Genomic DNA, 16,570 nt, shown 5'->3' on the forward strand with positions numbered 1-16,570 from the left:
TTGTTGATATTTAATTAATAGGATGAATATTTTTTGTCCAGATATTCATATCTTCAAATGCACCGCATATATTACAATTATTTATTAACCTGCCTGCATATATGTATTCGTGTTTACATAACACCATATTAATGCCAGTATTTATAGCTCTGGACAGACTATATAAAGTAATAAAGTTCCTGTTTAAAAGCTCTGATTCCAACTCATTTATAATATTGGACAGAACCCCTTTTCCCCTGTATTCTGCATAGGTGGCGCAATCCGTCATTTCAGCATTCAGATTCACTATGTCCATATCCGCTGAAGCGATCCCAATTATCTTTCCCTCTAATTCAGCAATCTTATACAATACGTTTCTATTCATTGTTTGACTTAGATAATCCTCGTCATATACAGGGGTAGGATATGTCGAAAACACGGCTGAAAACAAAGCAGCGATTTCTCTTATATCTCTTTGTGTCGCGGTTCTAATGCTATATGGCAGAGTGTTACTGCCACCGGCAATATATTTTCCATGTTTCTTTATGCACTGCCTGACCAACATATCTTTCTCTACAGAATTAGCAGCAATTTTTCTTTTGCTGTCTATAAAATAGGACAAACAATATGCATCTTTTCCCTTGAAAAATCCAGCTATCTTTCCTTCGATATTAAATCCTGCCTCAGTAAATATCTTCAAATTAGATATATCGGTATTAACTATTATTTTACCCGCCTGATTTACCGTTGCAACGTCTATTATTTTTTCTAAGGCCTGAACCGATATGTTACTGGAATCAAGTATTTTCACGCGTTTATTCATGTTGTCCAGATATATTTTTATTGTATCTATTGTAATTTTACAATCATTTTCAGCATCACATTGAAATTTTTTCATGATATCTTGCTCTCCTGTCTATTCGTACATTGCTCGCTGGTATCAGGCAAGTACACTCATTTTTTAAGAGTTTCTCCACCCCCTTATATTCATCTTTTTTGTATTTATCACAAATACCACACTGCTTACATGTATGGGTTTTATCCACCGGTTCCGTATACGTACATATAACACCTTCATAGTTTCTTAGAATTACTTTTTCCGGCGATTGAGATATCACATATTGCGGATTAACTGGTATCTTACCACCGCCCCCTGGTGCATCTATTACAAAGGTTGGCACTGCAAATCCTGAAGTATGGCCACGTAATAACTCTATGATCTCAATTCCCGCCGCTACTGGTGTACGAAAATGTTCAATGCCCTCAGACAGATCACATTGATATATGTAATAAGGTCTTACCCGATTAACTACCAATTGCTGCACAAGTGACTTCATAATAGATGGACAGTCATTTATATTCTTTAATAATACAGACTGGTTACCTAGTGGGATTCCTGCATCAGCAAGCATTTTGCATGCAAGTTTTGATTCTTGTGTTATTTCATATGGATGATTGAAATGGGTATTAATCCAAACAGGATGATATTTTTTAATCATGCTGCATAGAGTTTCTGTTACTCGCTGCGGCATAACAACTGGAACGCGAGTTCCAATTCTAATGATTTCAACATGGGGTATTGCTCTTAATTCTTTCAAAATAAATTCAAGTTTTTCATCTGAAACGCACAATGCATCACCGCCAGATAATAAAACATCTCTCACTTCAGTATGGACTTTTATATATTGAATGGCTTTTAAAATAGATCTTCTTGACAAGGAATTATCTTCCTGTCCTGCAAAGCGTCTCCTTGTACAATGTCTGCAATACATAGAACATTGTTCGGTAATAAGAAAAAGCACCCGATCCGGATATCTGTGTGTAAGTCCACAAACTGGAGAGTCAAGGGTTTCATGTAAGGGGTCGCAGCTTTCACAATCTGATATCTCTGATTCATGAACTGTTGGAATCGCTTGCCTTCTAATTGGGCAATTATAGTCATCCGGATTAATTAGCGTTGCGTAATAAGGAGTGATAGCCATTTTTAATTTCTTAAGGCTGGTTATTATTCCATACTTTTCATCATCCGTAAGATTTATAACTTTCTCCAGTTCATCCACCGTGGTAATTCTATTCGATATCTGCCATTGCCAACTGTTCCACTGTTCTTGCGTTACATCCTTCCATAATTCTATATTTTTAAAATTTCTTTTCATAAACACCTCCAGATAAAGCCAATCTATTAGTTAAGTATATTAATTCAGGCAATTCTATAAAATCTGTGATATAAACTCTTTCGTTCTCTCATTTAAAGGACGTTCAAATATTTCCTCCGGTGTTCCTTCCTCGACAATTTTGCCTTCATCCATGTAAACGATTCTGTCAGCAACTTCCTTTGCAAACCCCATCTCATGTGTAACTACAACCATGGTCATACCATCATCTGCAAGGTTTTTCATAACCTTTAAAACTTCACCAACCAGTTCCGGGTCTAAGGCTGATGTAGGTTCGTCAAATAACATAATCTTAGGATTCATAGCTAATGCACGTGCAATAGCGACACGTTGTTTTTGTCCGCCTGATATCATGGCTGGATATGTATCCGCCTTGTCTTGCATATTTACTTTATCTAACAATGAAAGTCCTTCTTCCTTTGCCATTTTAAGCGGAACTTTCTTAACTTGTGTTAAGCCTTCCATCACATTTTCTAATACAGTTTTGTGTGGAAAAAGATTAAAATGCTGAAACACCATGCCTACTTCTTGTCTAATCAGGTGTAAATTCTTCGTTTTTGAGGTTATTGTTTTCCCATCAATCTGAATCATTCCCTCCTGGGCTATTTCAAAAAAATTAATACATCGAAGTAACGTACTCTTCCCTGACCCACTTGAACCAATAATAACAACTACTTCATTCTTGTCTACATGGAATTCGATATCATGCAATACTTGATGCTTTCCAAACCATTTATTAAGTCCTCTTATATTTATCATAGGATGATCACTCCAATACTTTAAAATCACTGACATTTAATCGTTTCTCAATTCCATTAGCTAATATCGTTAATACTGAGGTCATAATCAAATAGTAAATAGCTGCTATGCTTAACATTTCCATTAATCGGAACGTAGAGGAACCAAGCTGTCTTGCATATAGCAATAGCTCCGGTATGGCAACAGCACTCGCTAAAGAGGAATCCTTTAGGGCTATGATCAACTGATTGCTTAATGAGGGGACTGCACGTTTGAATGCCTGCGGTAATACGATACGGCGCATTACCTTCCCCTCTGTCATCCCCAAAGAAAGACCTGCTTCCCGCTGTCCTCTGGCAATTCCCTGTATCGACCCTCTGAATATTTCTGCGATGTACGCCGCATTATGAAGTCCAAGTGCTAAAAAAGCGGAGGGTAGATTACCAATACGAACGATATTAACGAGACCAAAATAAATCAATAGTAACTGTAACAGCAATGGAGTCCCCCGAACAATCCATATATATACCCGTGCAGGAATGCTTAAAATCCTGTAATTGGATATACGCATCAGTGCAAGAATAAGTCCAAATATAATACCAATAAGGATACCGAATACCGTTACCAATACCGTCATCTTTGCTGCATCTAAAAATGACATAAAATAGTTTGGAATAACTGAAAAGTCCCAAATGCTCATACTTTTCCTCCTTTATATGTAAATCTAAAAACTATTTCACCGTGATATCCACGCCACCCAGCCATTTTTCACTGATCTTAGTTAATGTACCATCCTCATGCATTTCTTGTATTATTTTATTTATTTTTTCTAGTAGTTCCTTATCATCCTTGTTGATTGCGATCCCCATATTTTCAAGCCTTAATAGTTCTCCGATAAGAATCAGATTTTCACCGCCTGCAATATCCTCCATTGCAGACAAGCCTACCAATCGGTCTGTAATCACACCATCAACCCGCCCATTGATCAACTCCAAAAGTGTCGCATTATCATCTTGATAAAAGCTTACTTCTGCTCCTAATTTTTCTGCATCTAAAACAAAATTCGTTCCTGTCGTTACAGCAATTTTTTTTCCGCTCAATTGATTCACTTCAGTAATTTCTGAATCTTTATTTACAAATAATTGTGCACCTGAATAATAATAAGGATTTGTAAAATCTACAACTTTAAGGCGCTCATCTGTTATAGCCATACTACCTAAGACAGCATCATATCGCTTGTTCCTTAACCCTTCCGTCAGGCCATCCCAATCAGATGTGACATAGTTAAGTCCAACCCCTAAACGCTTTGCTATTTCTTCCCCTGTATCAACGTCAAATCCGACAACTTTACCATCTTCCATATAGTTAAATGGGGGGTAACCTCCACTTCCTACAACCGTTAATGTACCTGCTTGCTCAACGCGCTTTAAACTGTCTGTTTCCTCCTTTTTGCAGCCGGTGAAAAGAATCGAAATTGATGTTAATACTAAGAATAATATTATTTTTTTTCTCAGATTCATGTAACCTCCTTCTTGTTTCAAGCCAAAAGTAACAACTTCATTTTATCATGAAGTTGTTACTCATCCAAGTAAAATTTTATTTTTTTTACTAATTATGTGTTTAGCACCTGTACCCATTACGCTCAATGTAAGTGAGTAATAAATGGTTTCTTGCATCAAAATAGCGTAGCAGCTGAAAACTACTACGCTATTTTGTCTGAATCATTGGGGCCACATCGTTACATGCCCTTTAAGATACTATTTTTACGCTCTAACTCGTTTCCACATTATGATAGGACTGTTTCTTTCGCTTCTGACCGTACAGTCTCACTGCGGTTAAACAAGCACCCATTCCGCAAATCGCTGCGGCAATCAGATAGACGGTCCTCATTCCATAAATAAATACATCGTCACGTCCCCTGATATAATCTGATACATTATAACCGACCTTCTGACTCATCTGGCTGTAGAGAATAATAACAGCAAAGGACACTCCGCTGATAATACCCAGATTCCGAATCAATGCATTGACACTACCGCAGATTCCCAGCATATTTTTCGGAGCCGTAGACATTGTAATAGAATTGTTGGGAGATTGAAATAATCCGTTTCCTACTGACATGATTGCCAGATAAACCACCAAAACCTTGATTTCTGAAGTTTCCGTTAAGGTGGCCATAAGACAAAGTCCCACTCCTGACAAGCAAAGTCCTGCAAAGGTAAGAATCTCCGAACCTATCTTATCAGATAAATACCCGCTGACTGGAGCTACTACTGCCAGAATTACCGGAGATACCATAAGTATGATTCCTGTAAACGCAGGAGAATATTTAAGGGTATCCTGAAGATAAAAGGGCAGGATGATGGAAGAGCTACTGAGCGCCACAAAGGATAAAAAGGCGCATAATATGCTGATGGAAAACAGGCTGTTTCGAAACAGACTGAGAGGCAAAAGGGGTACTTCTGTCCGGCTCTCCAGATAAAGAAACAAAAGGAAGGAAATAAAAAAGAAAAGGAATCCTCCCACAATCAGCGGGCTTGCGTATCCGTAGTTCTTTCCCAATGTCAGTGATAAAAACAAAGTGACCACGGAAAATAAAAATAAAACACTTCCTTTTCTATCAAAGGGCTGTTGCGATGCTTTTTTTGATTTGGGAAGAATCCTTATTCCTAAAAAATAAACCAAGATTCCAATTGGTACATTAATTAAAAATATATATTCCCAGGCAAAAGAATGTATAATAAAACCGCCCAGGGGTGGACCTGCCATGGACCCAAGCGCTACCGCAGTACCTGAGATTCCAAGGGCTTTTCCCCTCTCATTTGCTGGAAAGACCTGGGTGATGATTCCCTGATTGGTGCCCATAGCTGCCGCTGCTCCAAGAGCCTGGATTCCCCGGGAAATAATGAGCTGTAAAAAGCTATGGGATATCCCGCAAAGCAATGATCCAGCAGTAAAAACTAAAACTCCGTATAAGAAAATCCGTGTCTTTCCTATAATATCGCCCAAACGGCCAAAAATTAAAATGGTTCCGACCACCACCAGAAGATAAATCGTTACTACCCAGGAAATTGCCTCTGAGCTTACGTGTAAAAGCTCTGACATCTGGGGAAGGGCCACGTTTACGATGCTGCTGTCCAGAGTAGCCATAAGGGTGAGCAACACTACATTAATTAAAATAAGCATACGGTTTTTGTATACTTTTTCATTTGTTTGTTCCATTGATATCTCCGTTTCTAGATTCATATAATAAATTCTCTCTTCTTTCTTCCCCTTTTATTCCTCATCTTTTTGAATCCTTCGAAGATGTCTTGCTTCTTTTAAAACCACATCAAGCATCCTCATCAGTTCTTCCTTTTCCTTCTCATCAAGCCCTTTTGTAATGGCATCGTTCCAGAGAGTCATTTCCTTTTTGATGGCTGGAATCATGGATTTTCCCTCTTCCGTCAGATAAAGCTTATACGCTCTTGTATCCTTATGGTCTGTCTCTTTTTTCACATATCCCATTTGGATCAGTTTTTTTACCTCTCTGGCTGACATCGCTTTATCCACGTTTAATTCCTTGCTCAGCTGGTTTTGGTTGATTCCATCTTTAAGAGCTAACGCCAGCAAAAAGGAACCGCTTCCGCCGCATAATCCGTATGGTTTTAATACTTCATTGGTATAAGACAGGGTACAACGATAAATACCTCCCGTATACTTACTGAGCTTTCTATATTCTTCTTTCATTCTCTCTCCTTTTTCCTGATATTCCCCATATTCATTCGTTGGATATTATAGTCCTTTTTAGTTGATATGTCAACTATATAAGAATAGAAAAATTGTCAGTAGCACATCAGCATGTACTTAAGGAATATAATGAAATAAAAAGCTTAAAAGGAGATATTATGAACGATCAGGTGGAAGCCTTACATGAATTGAAAGCGCTTTTGGAAGAAGCCGGAAAGGACAGCCGGAATTTTAAGATTTATGATAAATTAGGAGAATACTATAAAAAGGAAGGGAATTTAAAACGGGCGTATTTTTGCTTTGTCCACAGTTTTTATCTTTGTGAGGATAAAGAAGAAGCTTCCAGGCTTTCAAGCATCATTGAAGCTATGAAAAAGGATTCACCGGAGGATACCCCCCAGGTATCTCTCCTCCTTCCATCCGTACCGGAACTGGCACAAATGAAAGCTATTTTAGCTGCCACACTGGCCCTTAAGGAAGATTCCAATCACGTTGTAATTCTTGACTGGGAGGAATCAAAGGAAGTTACTGACTGGCTGCTTGGTGAAAAAGAGATTACGGTACTTTCTGTCAAGGGACTTACCCTTCATAATGCCTATGAAAAGGCTGTGAAGCTGACAGGAGAAGCAGATGATCTTATGATTTTAGATAAAGGCTCTGCTCTCCTTGCCCATGCCCTGTTCCTCCTTCGCATGTCTCTTTACAGAGATGACGAAATTGGCGCTGTCAATGCAGTCACCAACGGACCTGCCTACGGACTGACAGAATTTGAAACTCCCATTCGCCGGGCTGATGGTTATGCGATTGAACATAACCTGCCTGGAGATGATAATATGGCTCCGGCTCTTGTCCCCTCCTGCGGCAGCATTCTGGTAAACAGAAAATGCTGGGATGAAGTCAAAGGCTTCCATCCATCCTTCCTGACCTTAGAGGTAGCGGAAAAGGATTTAAGCTTCCAGCTTATTTCCTTAAAAAAGCTGACCTTTATCTGCCACCACGGCTATGTCTATACCATTGTACAGAATCAGAATAATCCAGCCAGACTCCTGGATTTCAACCATTTTTATGATAGATGGAACGTGCGCCTTAATTATTCCATGTTCAGCCGTCCGGATATCCTGGCCCTCATTACAGATCCAGCCGATACCCCACTAAGAGTCTTAGATGTAGGCTGTGCCTGTGGAGCTTCTCTGCTAGCCATAAAGAATAAATACCCACTGGCAGAGCTTCACGGCATTGAGCTGGATCCCGGCTCATGGAGCATTGCTTCCAAGCTGTTTCCCGTAACTCAGGGCAACGTAGAACAGGACCTGGATTATCCAGGGGAATATTTTGACTATATTATATTTGGTGATGTACTGGAGCACTTAAACCAGCCTGAGGCTGTGCTGGTAAATATGAAACGTTATTTAAAGCCAGGTGGTATGATTCTTGCAAGCATTCCAAATATCATGCACATTTCGGTTATCGGCGATCTGTTAAATGGTGCCTTTACCTATCAGGACAGCGGAATTTTGGACCGGACCCACCTTCGTTTCTTTACAAAGGCAGAAATCATCAAAATGTTCTCACGGGCAGGATATGAGATCCTTGATGTTGGCAACACCAGAGTCTGGGTCAGTGATGATCAGCTGCGCCTGATTGAGAAGCTTTGCGCTCTCAGTACCAGTCAGACAGACGCATTTACCGCTTATCAGTATCTGGTGAAGGCGAAAAAATAAAAACTGAGAAATAAATAAAAAGAACGCGTTGCAAGACTGGCTTTACAACCAGTATGCAATGCGTCCTTTTCCTGTTACATAAATTTATTTATGCCTCTCCAAGCTCTTCCACCATCCGGTATCCGACCCCCATCTCAGTGAGGATATATTGGGGATTCCCAGGATTAATTTCTATTTTTCTTCGAATGTTGGCCATATTCACCCGCAAGGTATGGCTCTCATCCGTATAAAGCCCCCATATTTCCCGAATGATAAAATCATGAGTCAATACTTTGCCTGCATTTTTGGAAAGAAGCACCATAATCTTGTATTCAATGGGCGTTAAATGAACCCGCTCTCCATCCTTTATGACGATTCGCTTTCCATAATTAATTTCCAGATTCCCTACCATGAATTTATCTGCTTCATGACCTCCCGCGCCAGCTGCCTCTGCGCTGTGGCGGATGGCTGTTCGAATCCGGGCAAGAAGCTCTGGTGTGCCAAAGGGCTTTACGATATAATCATCTGCCCCAAGATCAAGAGCTGCTACTTTCTCCCGTTCATGGCCTCTGGCTGATACTACAATGATAGGTACCTTTGACCAGCTTCGGATTTTTTTCAGTATCTCCACCCCGTCCATATCAGGAAGACCAAGGTCCAAAAGAATGATATCAGGGATGTGAGAGGTGAACATGGAAAGTCCTTCCTTTCCTGTTTTGGCTTTTATGACCTGATAATCGTTAGAAGTTAATACTGCTGAGATGAAATTGCAGATGGCATCCTCATCTTCGATGATTAAGACCGTTGGTTTGGTATCCATTTTATTCACTTCCTTTCAATGGCAGGGTAAGGCGAAATACGGCTCCTTTGCCCTCCCTGTTTTCAGCCATTAATTCGCCTCCATGGGCGTTTATAATGGTCTTGCAGATAGACAATCCGATTCCAAGGCCTCTGGCTGAATCAGAGCTTCTATGTTCTGCCGGCTTATTTCCGGTAAAAAGATAAGGAAATTCCTCCTGGGAAATCCCCTTTCCCCGATCCATGACCATAAATTCAGCCCAATCTCCATTCCTTTTTAAGTGGAGCTCCACAGGGGTATCCTCTGGTGAATACTTGATCCCATTTTCCAAAAGATTGATGAGTACCTGTACAATCAGCGTGCCATCCATGGGAACCTCCAGGTACTCCTCTGGTACATACACCATGATTTCCCGTTGGGGAAACCTGTGCTTGATTCTGCTTACTGCCTCTCCCACTACCTCCTCCGCTGCTTCCGGTTTGGTTACTAAATTAGATGCGTTTTCGTTAATTCTTGTAACCGAAAGAAGATTTTCCACCATGCGGATCAGCCATTGGGATTCTTCCTGTATATTGGCAATAAGGCTATCTCTTGTCGCCTCGTCAAGCGCTTTTCTGTTTTCCAAAATGGCAGAGCTGGAGCCTAATATCCCTGCAAGGGGGGTGCGCAGATCGTGAGAAATGGCCCGCAAAAGCGTGCTCCTCATTCTCTCCTTTTCTGACTCCACCACAATGCGGTTCTGCTCATCAGAAAGCTTTTGCCGCTCCAGAGCCATGGCTGCCTGAGATGCGATCATCCGCAGGAACAGACGGGTATCGTGATCTAACTTTCCCTTTTTACAGGAGATTCCCCAAACAGCAAGAACCTTCCCCTGGGAAACCACTGGCATATAGAAAGCGGCAGCTCCCATTAAAGTATCCGTTCCTGCCCCGGCCCGCTTCTGATTGAGAAATACCCAGTGTGCCACTGCCTTTTCATCCGGAGAATTCAAAACAGAAGCATCCACGTCGTCAAACGCCTGCATGACTATTCCATCTTCCCCCTGTACCGGATCCAAAGGAAAGAACACAATGGATCGGTCAAACAGCCTGGTGATGTAGTCATTGGTCAATGATACAATAGTTTCAAGTCCTCTGGCTGCCAAAAGCTTTTTGTTGATCTCATAAAGCACCTCCGTCCGGTGCTCCCTTTTTACCGCAAGTCTTGCTTCCGCTTTAATCCTTACCGTCATGGCACTTGTAATCAGTGCCACCAAAAGCATAATAAGAAAGGTCAGCGGATAGCCGGTTTGTATGGCATCCAGAGTAAAATAAGGCTCTGTAAAAAAGAAATTAAAGGTCAGGACGCTGATGACGGAGGAGGCAATTCCATATACATACCCTTCTGTGACCCTCGAAATCAGTAAAACAGAAAAAATATAAACCATAATAATGTTCTGGTTCATAACATCCAGACCATGAAATCCAAAGGACAGTAAGGTAGCTGCCACCAAGATAGCAAGGGATTTCATGGAATCTCCTAAGGATAGATGGGGCATTTCCACATTTAAACTTTTACGTGGTTTTCGATAGCTCCGTTTTCCCACAGTTCCAGGGATGATATGGACCTCTATGGCTGGCAAAAGGGAAATCAGCTTATCTTCTAAATCCTCTTCAAACAGACTTTTCAGTGTCTTTCGGTTCCGGCTCTTACCCACCACTATATTTGTAATTCCAGATAGCTTTGCATATTCCGATATGACAATTGAAAGGTCATGACCGGTCAGGTTTACGATTTCAGCTCCCAGCTTTTCTGCCAGCTCTATATTCTCCTGAATGGTCTTTTGCTGCTGCTTTGTGACCCCTTCTCTTTTGGTATCTTCCACATAAAGAGCACTCCAGCTTGCATGAAATGCTTCCGCTGCCCTGGCGGTCCAGCGGATACATTTGGCAGAGGAGGGTGAGGGACCGATGCAGACCAGCATCTTTGTATTAGCCAGCTTATCGGATAAGGTGCGCTGGTTTTGATTTTCCAGACTTATCTTATCAGCCGTGCATCTAAGAGCAATTTCCCGCAAAAGTCTTAAATTTTCCCGACTGAAAAAGTTCTGCATAGCCAGCCTGGCACGGTCAGGACCGTAGACCTTACCGCCTTCCAAACGGCGCAGAAGCTCTTCCGGCTCAAGATCCACCAGCTTGATTTCCTCTGCCCGGTCAAAAATGTAATCCGGTACGGTTTCCTGAACCCTGATTGTTGTGATGTTCTCTATGACATCATTCAGACTTTCCATATGCTGGACATTTACCGTGGTGTAAACATCGATGCCTGCTGCCAGCAGCTCCTCAATATCCTGATACCTTTTTTTATTTCTTCCGCCTTCCCCATTGGTGTGGGCCAGTTCATCCACTAAAATCAGCTCCGGCTTTCGCCTTAGGGCTTCGTCCAAGTCGAATTCTTTTAACTCTATCTTCCGGTATGATACTGTTTTGGGAGGGAGGATGGGGAGTCCTTTCAGCTTTTCCATGGTTTCCGGGCGTGTATGAGGCTCAATATAGCCAACCAGAACATCCACGCCGCTTCTATAAAGCTCCTGCGCCGCATCCAGCATGGCATACGTTTTTCCAACACCAGCCGCGTACCCAAAAAAAATTTTAAGTTTGCCTGCCGGCTTTGACTCTCCGGCTTTGATCGTCTCTAAAATTTCATCGGGATCCGGCCTCTGGTCCATCAGATCCATTCCTGCATCACCACCTTTATCCATGAATCATACCACTTTTTTTGATTATATCAACCCATCCAGCGCTAAATTTACCATGAATACATCAACAGAAGGCTCCCCCATAAATCCCAGCAGCCGGCCACTTGTATATTTATTAATCATATGGCGCACTTCCTCTTCTGTCATCCCTCTGGCCTTTGCAATCCGCGTTACCTGATACTCAGCTGCCTGGGGTGTGATGTGAGGGTCAACGCCGCTTCCCGAACCAGTGACCAGATCCATTGGTATCTCCTTTTCATTCTCTGGATCCAATGTATGCCACCAGTCTATCCGTTCCTGCACCAGCGTTTTCTCCTCCTTGCTGACTGGAGAAAGATTGGAGACCCCTGCTGGCCTTCCCACCAGATATTCCGGCTTTGTGAAGCTTTGGGCAAGGAGTCTGGAACCCATTTCTATTTTTGTACCGTTTTTTTGATGCACGGCAACGATACTTCCATTTGCCTGGTCCTTAAACACAAGCTGGGAAATCCCTGTTATGGCTGCCGTATATAGAGCACCGCAAAGAACCGTCATAATGCCAAAGCAAATGAGTGCTGGTCTTAATTCTTTTTTTAATTTCATAGGTACACACCTCCTTATACCAGCCCACTGGCCGTCAACAGCATATCAATTATCTTAATAGCCAGAAATGGAGCCGTGATTCCCCCCAGTCCATAGATCAATAAGTTTCTTTTTAGCAGCTTACCGGCTGGCAGTTCACGGTATTTGACTCCCTTTAATGCCAGGGGAATGAGCGCTATGATAATGACAGCGTTATAAATAATGGCTGAGAGCATGGCACTGGAAGCACTGGTCAGTCCCATAAAATTAAGGGTTGAAAGCTTAGGATAGATACCGAAAAACAGCACCGGTATAATAGCAAAATACTTTGCCACATCGTTTGCCACACTGAATGTGGTCAGTGAACCTCTGGTCATTAACAGCTGTTTTCCTATCCGGACGATGTCAATCAGCTTTGTGGGACTGGAGTCTAAGTCAACCATGTTTCCGGCTTCCTTCGCCGCCTGTGTGCCCGTATTCATGGCAACGGCAACATCTGCCTGGGCCAGTGCGGGAGCATCGTTTGTTCCATCTCCTGTCATGGCGACCAGATGGCCACCTGCCTGATACTCCCGGATAAGGGCTAGCTTTGCTTCCGGAGTCGCCTCAGCAAGAAAATCATCCACCCCTGCCTCCGCTGCGATAGCCGCTGCAGTCATTGGGTTATCTCCGGTTATCATAATAGTCTTAATGCCCATGATTCTAAGGTCCTCAAAGCGTTCCTTTACTCCGTTCTTTACAATATCCTTTAAGTGAACCACGCCAAGGACCTGACTGTTTTTTACTACCACCAGAGGGGTTCCTCCAGATCCCGCGACCCGTTTCACCAGCCGGTCACATTCCTCTGGATATCTGCCGCCCTTTTTTATGACATACTCTTTTACCGTATCTGCGGCTCCTTTTCTTATTTCATTTCCCTGATAATCAATTCCGCTCATCCTTGTTTTGGCTGTAAACTCTACAAAAACTGCATCGAGCCCGGAAAGCTCCCTGCCCCGTAAGCCAAACCGCTCCTTGGCAAGCACTACAATGCTTCTTCCTTCCGCCGTTTCATCGGCAAGAGAGGACAGCTGGGCGGCATCTGCAAGCTCCTGTTCTGTTACTCCGGGAACCGGAAGAAATTCGCTGGCCTGACGGTTACCTAAGGTAATTGTCCCTGTCTTATCCAGCAAAAGTACATCCACATCTCCTGCCGCCTCAATGGCGCGGCCGCTCATAGCCAGAACATTGGCCTGATTCAAGCGGCTCATTCCTGCAATTCCAATGGAAGAAAGAAGGGCACCGATGGTGGTAGGGGCAAGGCATACGAGTAGAGCGATGATGTTGGTAAGAGAAATCGCAGTGCCAGACCCTGCCTGTTTGCTTGCGAAGTCTGTAAAGGGCAATAAAGCCGCCGTTACCACCAGAAAAATTATGGTTAAGGTAATGAGAAGAATCTGAAGGGCAATTTCATTGGGCGTTTTTTTTCTGGCTGCCCCTTCTACCATTGAAATCATCTTATCCAGAAAGCTCTCTCCGGCCTCTGCCGTCACCCTGATGATGAGCCAGTCAGATACCAGGGTGGTGCCCCCGGTTACTGCACTTCTGTCCCCTCCTGATTCCCGGATTACGGGAGCAGATTCTCCGGTGATGGCACTTTCGTCAACAGAGGCTGCTCCTTCTATGACTTCTCCATCCATTGGAATCTGTTCGTTCCCTTTCACGTATACGATATCCCCTTTTTTCAGGGTATTGGAAAGGACTTCCGTGTAATCAGAAAGGTCCGCAGCATTCTTTAGCTTTCTGGCCTTCACATCTTTTCTGGCACTGCGGAGGCTGGCTGCCTGTGCCCTTCCTCTTCCCTCTGCTATGGATTCTGCAAAATTAGCAAAAAGTACCGTAAACCATAGAATCAGTGAGATGGAAAGGGTATAACCGGCCCTTTCATCGCTGATTCCAAAAAATGAGAGAACATAGAACCCTGAGGTCATGATGGCACCAAGATAAACCACAAGCATCACCGGATTTTTTACCTGGACGCGGGGAGACAGCTTTTTAAAGGACTGTCTGATGGCATCTGCAAATATACTTTTTTTACTATCTTTCATTTCCATATTATCACCTTCTGTTATCTTGATGTTACAAAATCAGCAATGGGGCCAAGTGCCAGAGCAGGTAAAAAGCTGAGCGCACCCACAATCAGGATAACGCCGATCAAAAGGCCGATAAAGGTTACGTTGCTGGTTGATAAGGTTCCTTCACTGGAAGCAACGGTCTTTTTCTTTGCCATATTTCCGGCAAGGAATATGGCTGCGCCCATGGGGATAAAACGGACCAAAAGCATGATGAGACCGCCGGTTACATTGGTAAATACTGTATTCCCATTAAAGCCTCCAAAGCTGCTTCCATTGTTGTTTGCCATGGATGAAAAGGCGTACAAAATCTCTGAAAATCCGTGGGCACCCGAATTGGTAAGCCAGGTTGCTGCCTCTGGCATACAGACTGCTGCTGCCGTTCCAATAAGAGTTAAAAGCGGCGGTGTTAGAACGATTAAACACACCATCTTCATGTCAAATGGCTCCACCTTTTTCCCTAAATACTCCGGCGTTCTCCCCACCATAAGTCCGGCGATAAATACCGTTAAGAGCACAAAACCCAGCATTCCATAAAGGCCACTTCCCACGCCTCCAAATACAATTTCCCCTAGCTGCATGAGAAACATAGTGACAAACCCAGCCATGGGAGTCAGGCTGTCATGCATGGCATTGACAGAGCCATTGGAGGCGGCCGTCGTAACCACAGCCCATAACGAGGACCCTCCCACACCATGAATCACTTCTTTTCCTTCCATGCTTCCAGAGGCAGCCACTCCATTCCAGACAGGGCCAGCCATTTGCTCGCTCATGGTCGCCACCAGCAATGCGGCGGCAAAGAAAATCATCATGACAGCATAGACGGTGCGCCCCTGCTTTCTGTCCTTAACCGCCTTTCCAAAGCTGACACAAAGGGAAGCCGGCAGGAGTAGTATGGATAACACCTGAATGAAATTGGATAATATCGTAGGATTCTCCAGAGGATATGCAGAGTTCATTCCAAAGAAGCCGCCGCCATTGGTGCCAAGCTGTTTAATGGCGATCTGACTGGCTGCAGGGCCAAGAGGAATCACCTGCACTGACCCATGTTCCAGTGTGGAAACCTCTTTATATGGTTCAAAGGACTGGACAACGCCCTGAGAAACCAAAAGAAGAGCAATTACTATGGAAAGAGGCAGAAGGATATAAAGCACACTCCTTGTTACGTCCTCCCAAAAGTTTCCCAACGTGCTTGTTTGCTTCCATATGAACCCTCGAATCAGGGCATAAAGAACTGCGATTCCAGTGGCCGCTGATACAAAGTTCTGAACCGTCAGGCCCAGAAGCTGGGTCAGATAAGACAGAGTGCTCTCCCCGGAATACGCCTGCCAGTTTGTATTGGATACAAAGCTTGCCGCCGTGTTAAAGGCCAGATGCCAGCTGGTTCCCTTCATTCCCTGGGGATTAAAGGGCAGAAACCCCTGTAAAATCAACATAAGAAACAGGAATATAAAGCCTGCTGCACTGAAGAAAATGATGGAACAGGTATACTGCTTTGCAGTCATTTCCTCATGGTCACTCATTCCCATAAGCTTATAAATTTTTTTTTCCACAGGAGCCAAAAGCGGACTTAAAAAAACCTTTTGTCCGCTCATTACCTTATGGATATAATTCCCCGTCAAAATGGATAACCCTAATAAAACAGCCACATAAAAAATATCCTGCATGATGATATACTTCATAATTCATCACCTCGAAATAACACGTAAAACAAATAAATCAGCAAGGCAAGGCCAACCATGCCTGTTACTGCTAAAAGAACGCTCATCTTATCATCTCCTTCGTCTCTTCCTCCTTCATTGATGGATATTGACCCACCACTGAACGATGCAAAGCATGGATAAAACAATGACAAGAATTAAAAGTACCAGTCCAAACCAATCCATAACTCTCACCTCTCGCTTAAATTTTTTAAATAGAAGTCTATCTCCTTACATCTGCAATCATATCAGAAATAGAATCAAAGGGGTGTCAAGATGGAACGGGTCCATGTCAAGAAGTTGGCAAGAAAAAAAGAGCCTGCTTCGGTTTCTGTTACAAAA

General features: G+C 43.0%; 14 protein-coding genes. 1 reads left to right on the forward strand and 13 read right to left on the reverse strand.

Annotation, left to right across the window (positions count from 1 at the left end; all coding sequences use genetic code 11):
• Positions 1–10: 10 nt before the first annotated feature.
• The 7 genes from ablB to OW255_RS16410 form a co-directional block, all read right to left on the reverse strand.
• Positions 11–877 (reverse strand): putative beta-lysine N-acetyltransferase, encoded by an 867-nt coding sequence (gene ablB / locus OW255_RS16380; protein WP_268114672.1) that lies wholly within the window; start codon positions 875–877, stop codon positions 11–13.
• Positions 858–2,135, reverse strand: a complete 1,278-nt coding sequence (gene kamA / locus OW255_RS16385; RefSeq protein WP_268114673.1) for a lysine 2,3-aminomutase — start codon at positions 2,133–2,135, stop codon at positions 858–860. Before kamA ends, ablB begins: the two co-directional genes overlap by 20 nt.
• A 54-nt stretch (positions 2,136–2,189) precedes the next feature.
• Complete coding sequence (locus OW255_RS16390; protein WP_268114674.1) at positions 2,190–2,912, reverse strand: amino acid ABC transporter ATP-binding protein; 723 nt, start codon at positions 2,910–2,912, stop codon at positions 2,190–2,192.
• A gap of 7 nt (positions 2,913–2,919) precedes the next feature.
• Positions 2,920–3,591: an amino acid ABC transporter permease gene (locus OW255_RS16395; RefSeq protein WP_268114675.1), complete on the reverse strand. Its 672-nt coding sequence runs from the start codon at positions 3,589–3,591 to the stop codon at positions 2,920–2,922.
• A 31-nt stretch (positions 3,592–3,622) separates the two neighbouring features.
• Entirely contained in the window at positions 3,623–4,411 is a 789-nt protein-coding gene (locus OW255_RS16400) for an ABC transporter substrate-binding protein (RefSeq protein WP_268114676.1), read from the reverse strand.
• A gap of 250 nt (positions 4,412–4,661) precedes the next feature.
• Positions 4,662–6,113 carry an MFS transporter gene (locus tag OW255_RS16405; protein ID WP_024838730.1) on the reverse strand — a complete coding sequence of 484 codons (1,452 nt, stop codon included), beginning with the start codon at positions 6,111–6,113 and terminating at the stop codon, positions 4,662–4,664.
• A 54-nt stretch (positions 6,114–6,167) separates the two neighbouring features.
• Positions 6,168–6,620, reverse strand: coding sequence for a MarR family winged helix-turn-helix transcriptional regulator (locus tag OW255_RS16410; RefSeq protein ID WP_024838731.1), 453 nt, complete (start codon positions 6,618–6,620; stop codon positions 6,168–6,170).
• Positions 6,621–6,778: 158 nt separating this feature from the next.
• Between OW255_RS16410 and OW255_RS16415 the strand changes: the two genes are divergently transcribed.
• Positions 6,779–8,341 (forward strand): class I SAM-dependent methyltransferase, encoded by a 1,563-nt coding sequence (locus OW255_RS16415; RefSeq protein ID WP_024838732.1) that lies wholly within the window; start codon positions 6,779–6,781, stop codon positions 8,339–8,341.
• A gap of 88 nt (positions 8,342–8,429) precedes the next feature.
• On the opposite strand, the gene OW255_RS16420 is transcribed toward OW255_RS16415, so the two are convergent.
• The 6 genes from OW255_RS16420 to OW255_RS21105 are packed head-to-tail and all read right to left on the reverse strand — an operon-like array spanning position 8,430 to position 16,296.
• A complete protein-coding gene (locus tag OW255_RS16420; protein WP_024838733.1) occupies positions 8,430–9,140 on the reverse strand; it encodes a response regulator transcription factor in 711 nt (236 codons plus the stop codon).
• Between the two features lies 1 nt (position 9,141).
• Entirely contained in the window at positions 9,142–11,859 is a 2,718-nt protein-coding gene (locus tag OW255_RS16425) for a sensor histidine kinase KdpD (protein ID WP_326498135.1), read from the reverse strand.
• Between the two features lie 21 nt (positions 11,860–11,880).
• A complete protein-coding gene (locus OW255_RS16430; RefSeq protein WP_268114677.1) occupies positions 11,881–12,438 on the reverse strand; it encodes a potassium-transporting ATPase subunit C in 558 nt (185 codons plus the stop codon).
• A gap of 14 nt (positions 12,439–12,452) precedes the next feature.
• Entirely contained in the window at positions 12,453–14,504 is a 2,052-nt protein-coding gene (gene kdpB / locus OW255_RS16435; RefSeq protein ID WP_268116623.1) for a potassium-transporting ATPase subunit KdpB, read from the reverse strand.
• Positions 14,505–14,524: 20 nt separating this feature from the next.
• Complete coding sequence (kdpA, locus tag OW255_RS16440; RefSeq protein ID WP_268114678.1) at positions 14,525–16,210, reverse strand: potassium-transporting ATPase subunit KdpA; 1,686 nt, start codon at positions 16,208–16,210, stop codon at positions 14,525–14,527.
• Positions 16,207–16,296 carry a potassium-transporting ATPase subunit F gene (locus tag OW255_RS21105; protein WP_416861621.1) on the reverse strand — a complete coding sequence of 30 codons (90 nt, stop codon included), beginning with the start codon at positions 16,294–16,296 and terminating at the stop codon, positions 16,207–16,209. The genes kdpA and OW255_RS21105 overlap by 4 nt, the downstream gene beginning before the upstream one ends.
• Between the last annotated feature and the right edge of the window lie 274 nt (positions 16,297–16,570).

Origin of the sequence: Lacrimispora xylanolytica (assembly GCF_026723765.1) — a bacterium.
Lineage (GTDB): Bacteria > Bacillota > Clostridia > Lachnospirales > Lachnospiraceae > Lacrimispora > Lacrimispora xylanolytica.

Excerpts from the sequence above, each read along its gene's own strand:
- ablB (WP_268114672.1), bottom strand. The coding sequence starts at position 877 with ATGAAAAAATTTCAATGTGATGCTGAAAATGATTGTAAAATTACAATA.
- kamA (WP_268114673.1), bottom strand. The coding sequence starts at position 2,135 with ATGAAAAGAAATTTTAAAAATATAGAATTATGGAAGGATGTAACGCAA.
- OW255_RS16390 (WP_268114674.1), bottom strand. The coding sequence starts at position 2,912 with ATGATAAATATAAGAGGACTTAATAAATGGTTTGGAAAGCATCAAGTA.
- OW255_RS16395 (WP_268114675.1), bottom strand. The coding sequence starts at position 3,591 with ATGAGCATTTGGGACTTTTCAGTTATTCCAAACTATTTTATGTCATTT.
- OW255_RS16400 (WP_268114676.1), bottom strand. The coding sequence starts at position 4,411 with ATGAATCTGAGAAAAAAAATAATATTATTCTTAGTATTAACATCAATT.
- OW255_RS16405 (WP_024838730.1), bottom strand. The coding sequence starts at position 6,113 with ATGGAACAAACAAATGAAAAAGTATACAAAAACCGTATGCTTATTTTA.
- OW255_RS16410 (WP_024838731.1), bottom strand. The coding sequence starts at position 6,620 with ATGAAAGAAGAATATAGAAAGCTCAGTAAGTATACGGGAGGTATTTAT.
- OW255_RS16415 (WP_024838732.1), top strand. The coding sequence starts at position 6,779 with ATGAACGATCAGGTGGAAGCCTTACATGAATTGAAAGCGCTTTTGGAA.
- OW255_RS16420 (WP_024838733.1), bottom strand. The coding sequence starts at position 9,140 with ATGGATACCAAACCAACGGTCTTAATCATCGAAGATGAGGATGCCATC.
- OW255_RS16425 (WP_326498135.1), bottom strand. The coding sequence starts at position 11,859 with ATGGATAAAGGTGGTGATGCAGGAATGGATCTGATGGACCAGAGGCCG.
- OW255_RS16430 (WP_268114677.1), bottom strand. The coding sequence starts at position 12,438 with ATGAAATTAAAAAAAGAATTAAGACCAGCACTCATTTGCTTTGGCATT.
- kdpB (WP_268116623.1), bottom strand. The coding sequence starts at position 14,504 with ATGAAAGATAGTAAAAAAAGTATATTTGCAGATGCCATCAGACAGTCC.
- kdpA (WP_268114678.1), bottom strand. The coding sequence starts at position 16,210 with ATGAAGTATATCATCATGCAGGATATTTTTTATGTGGCTGTTTTATTA.
- OW255_RS21105 (WP_416861621.1), bottom strand. The coding sequence starts at position 16,296 with ATGAGCGTTCTTTTAGCAGTAACAGGCATGGTTGGCCTTGCCTTGCTG.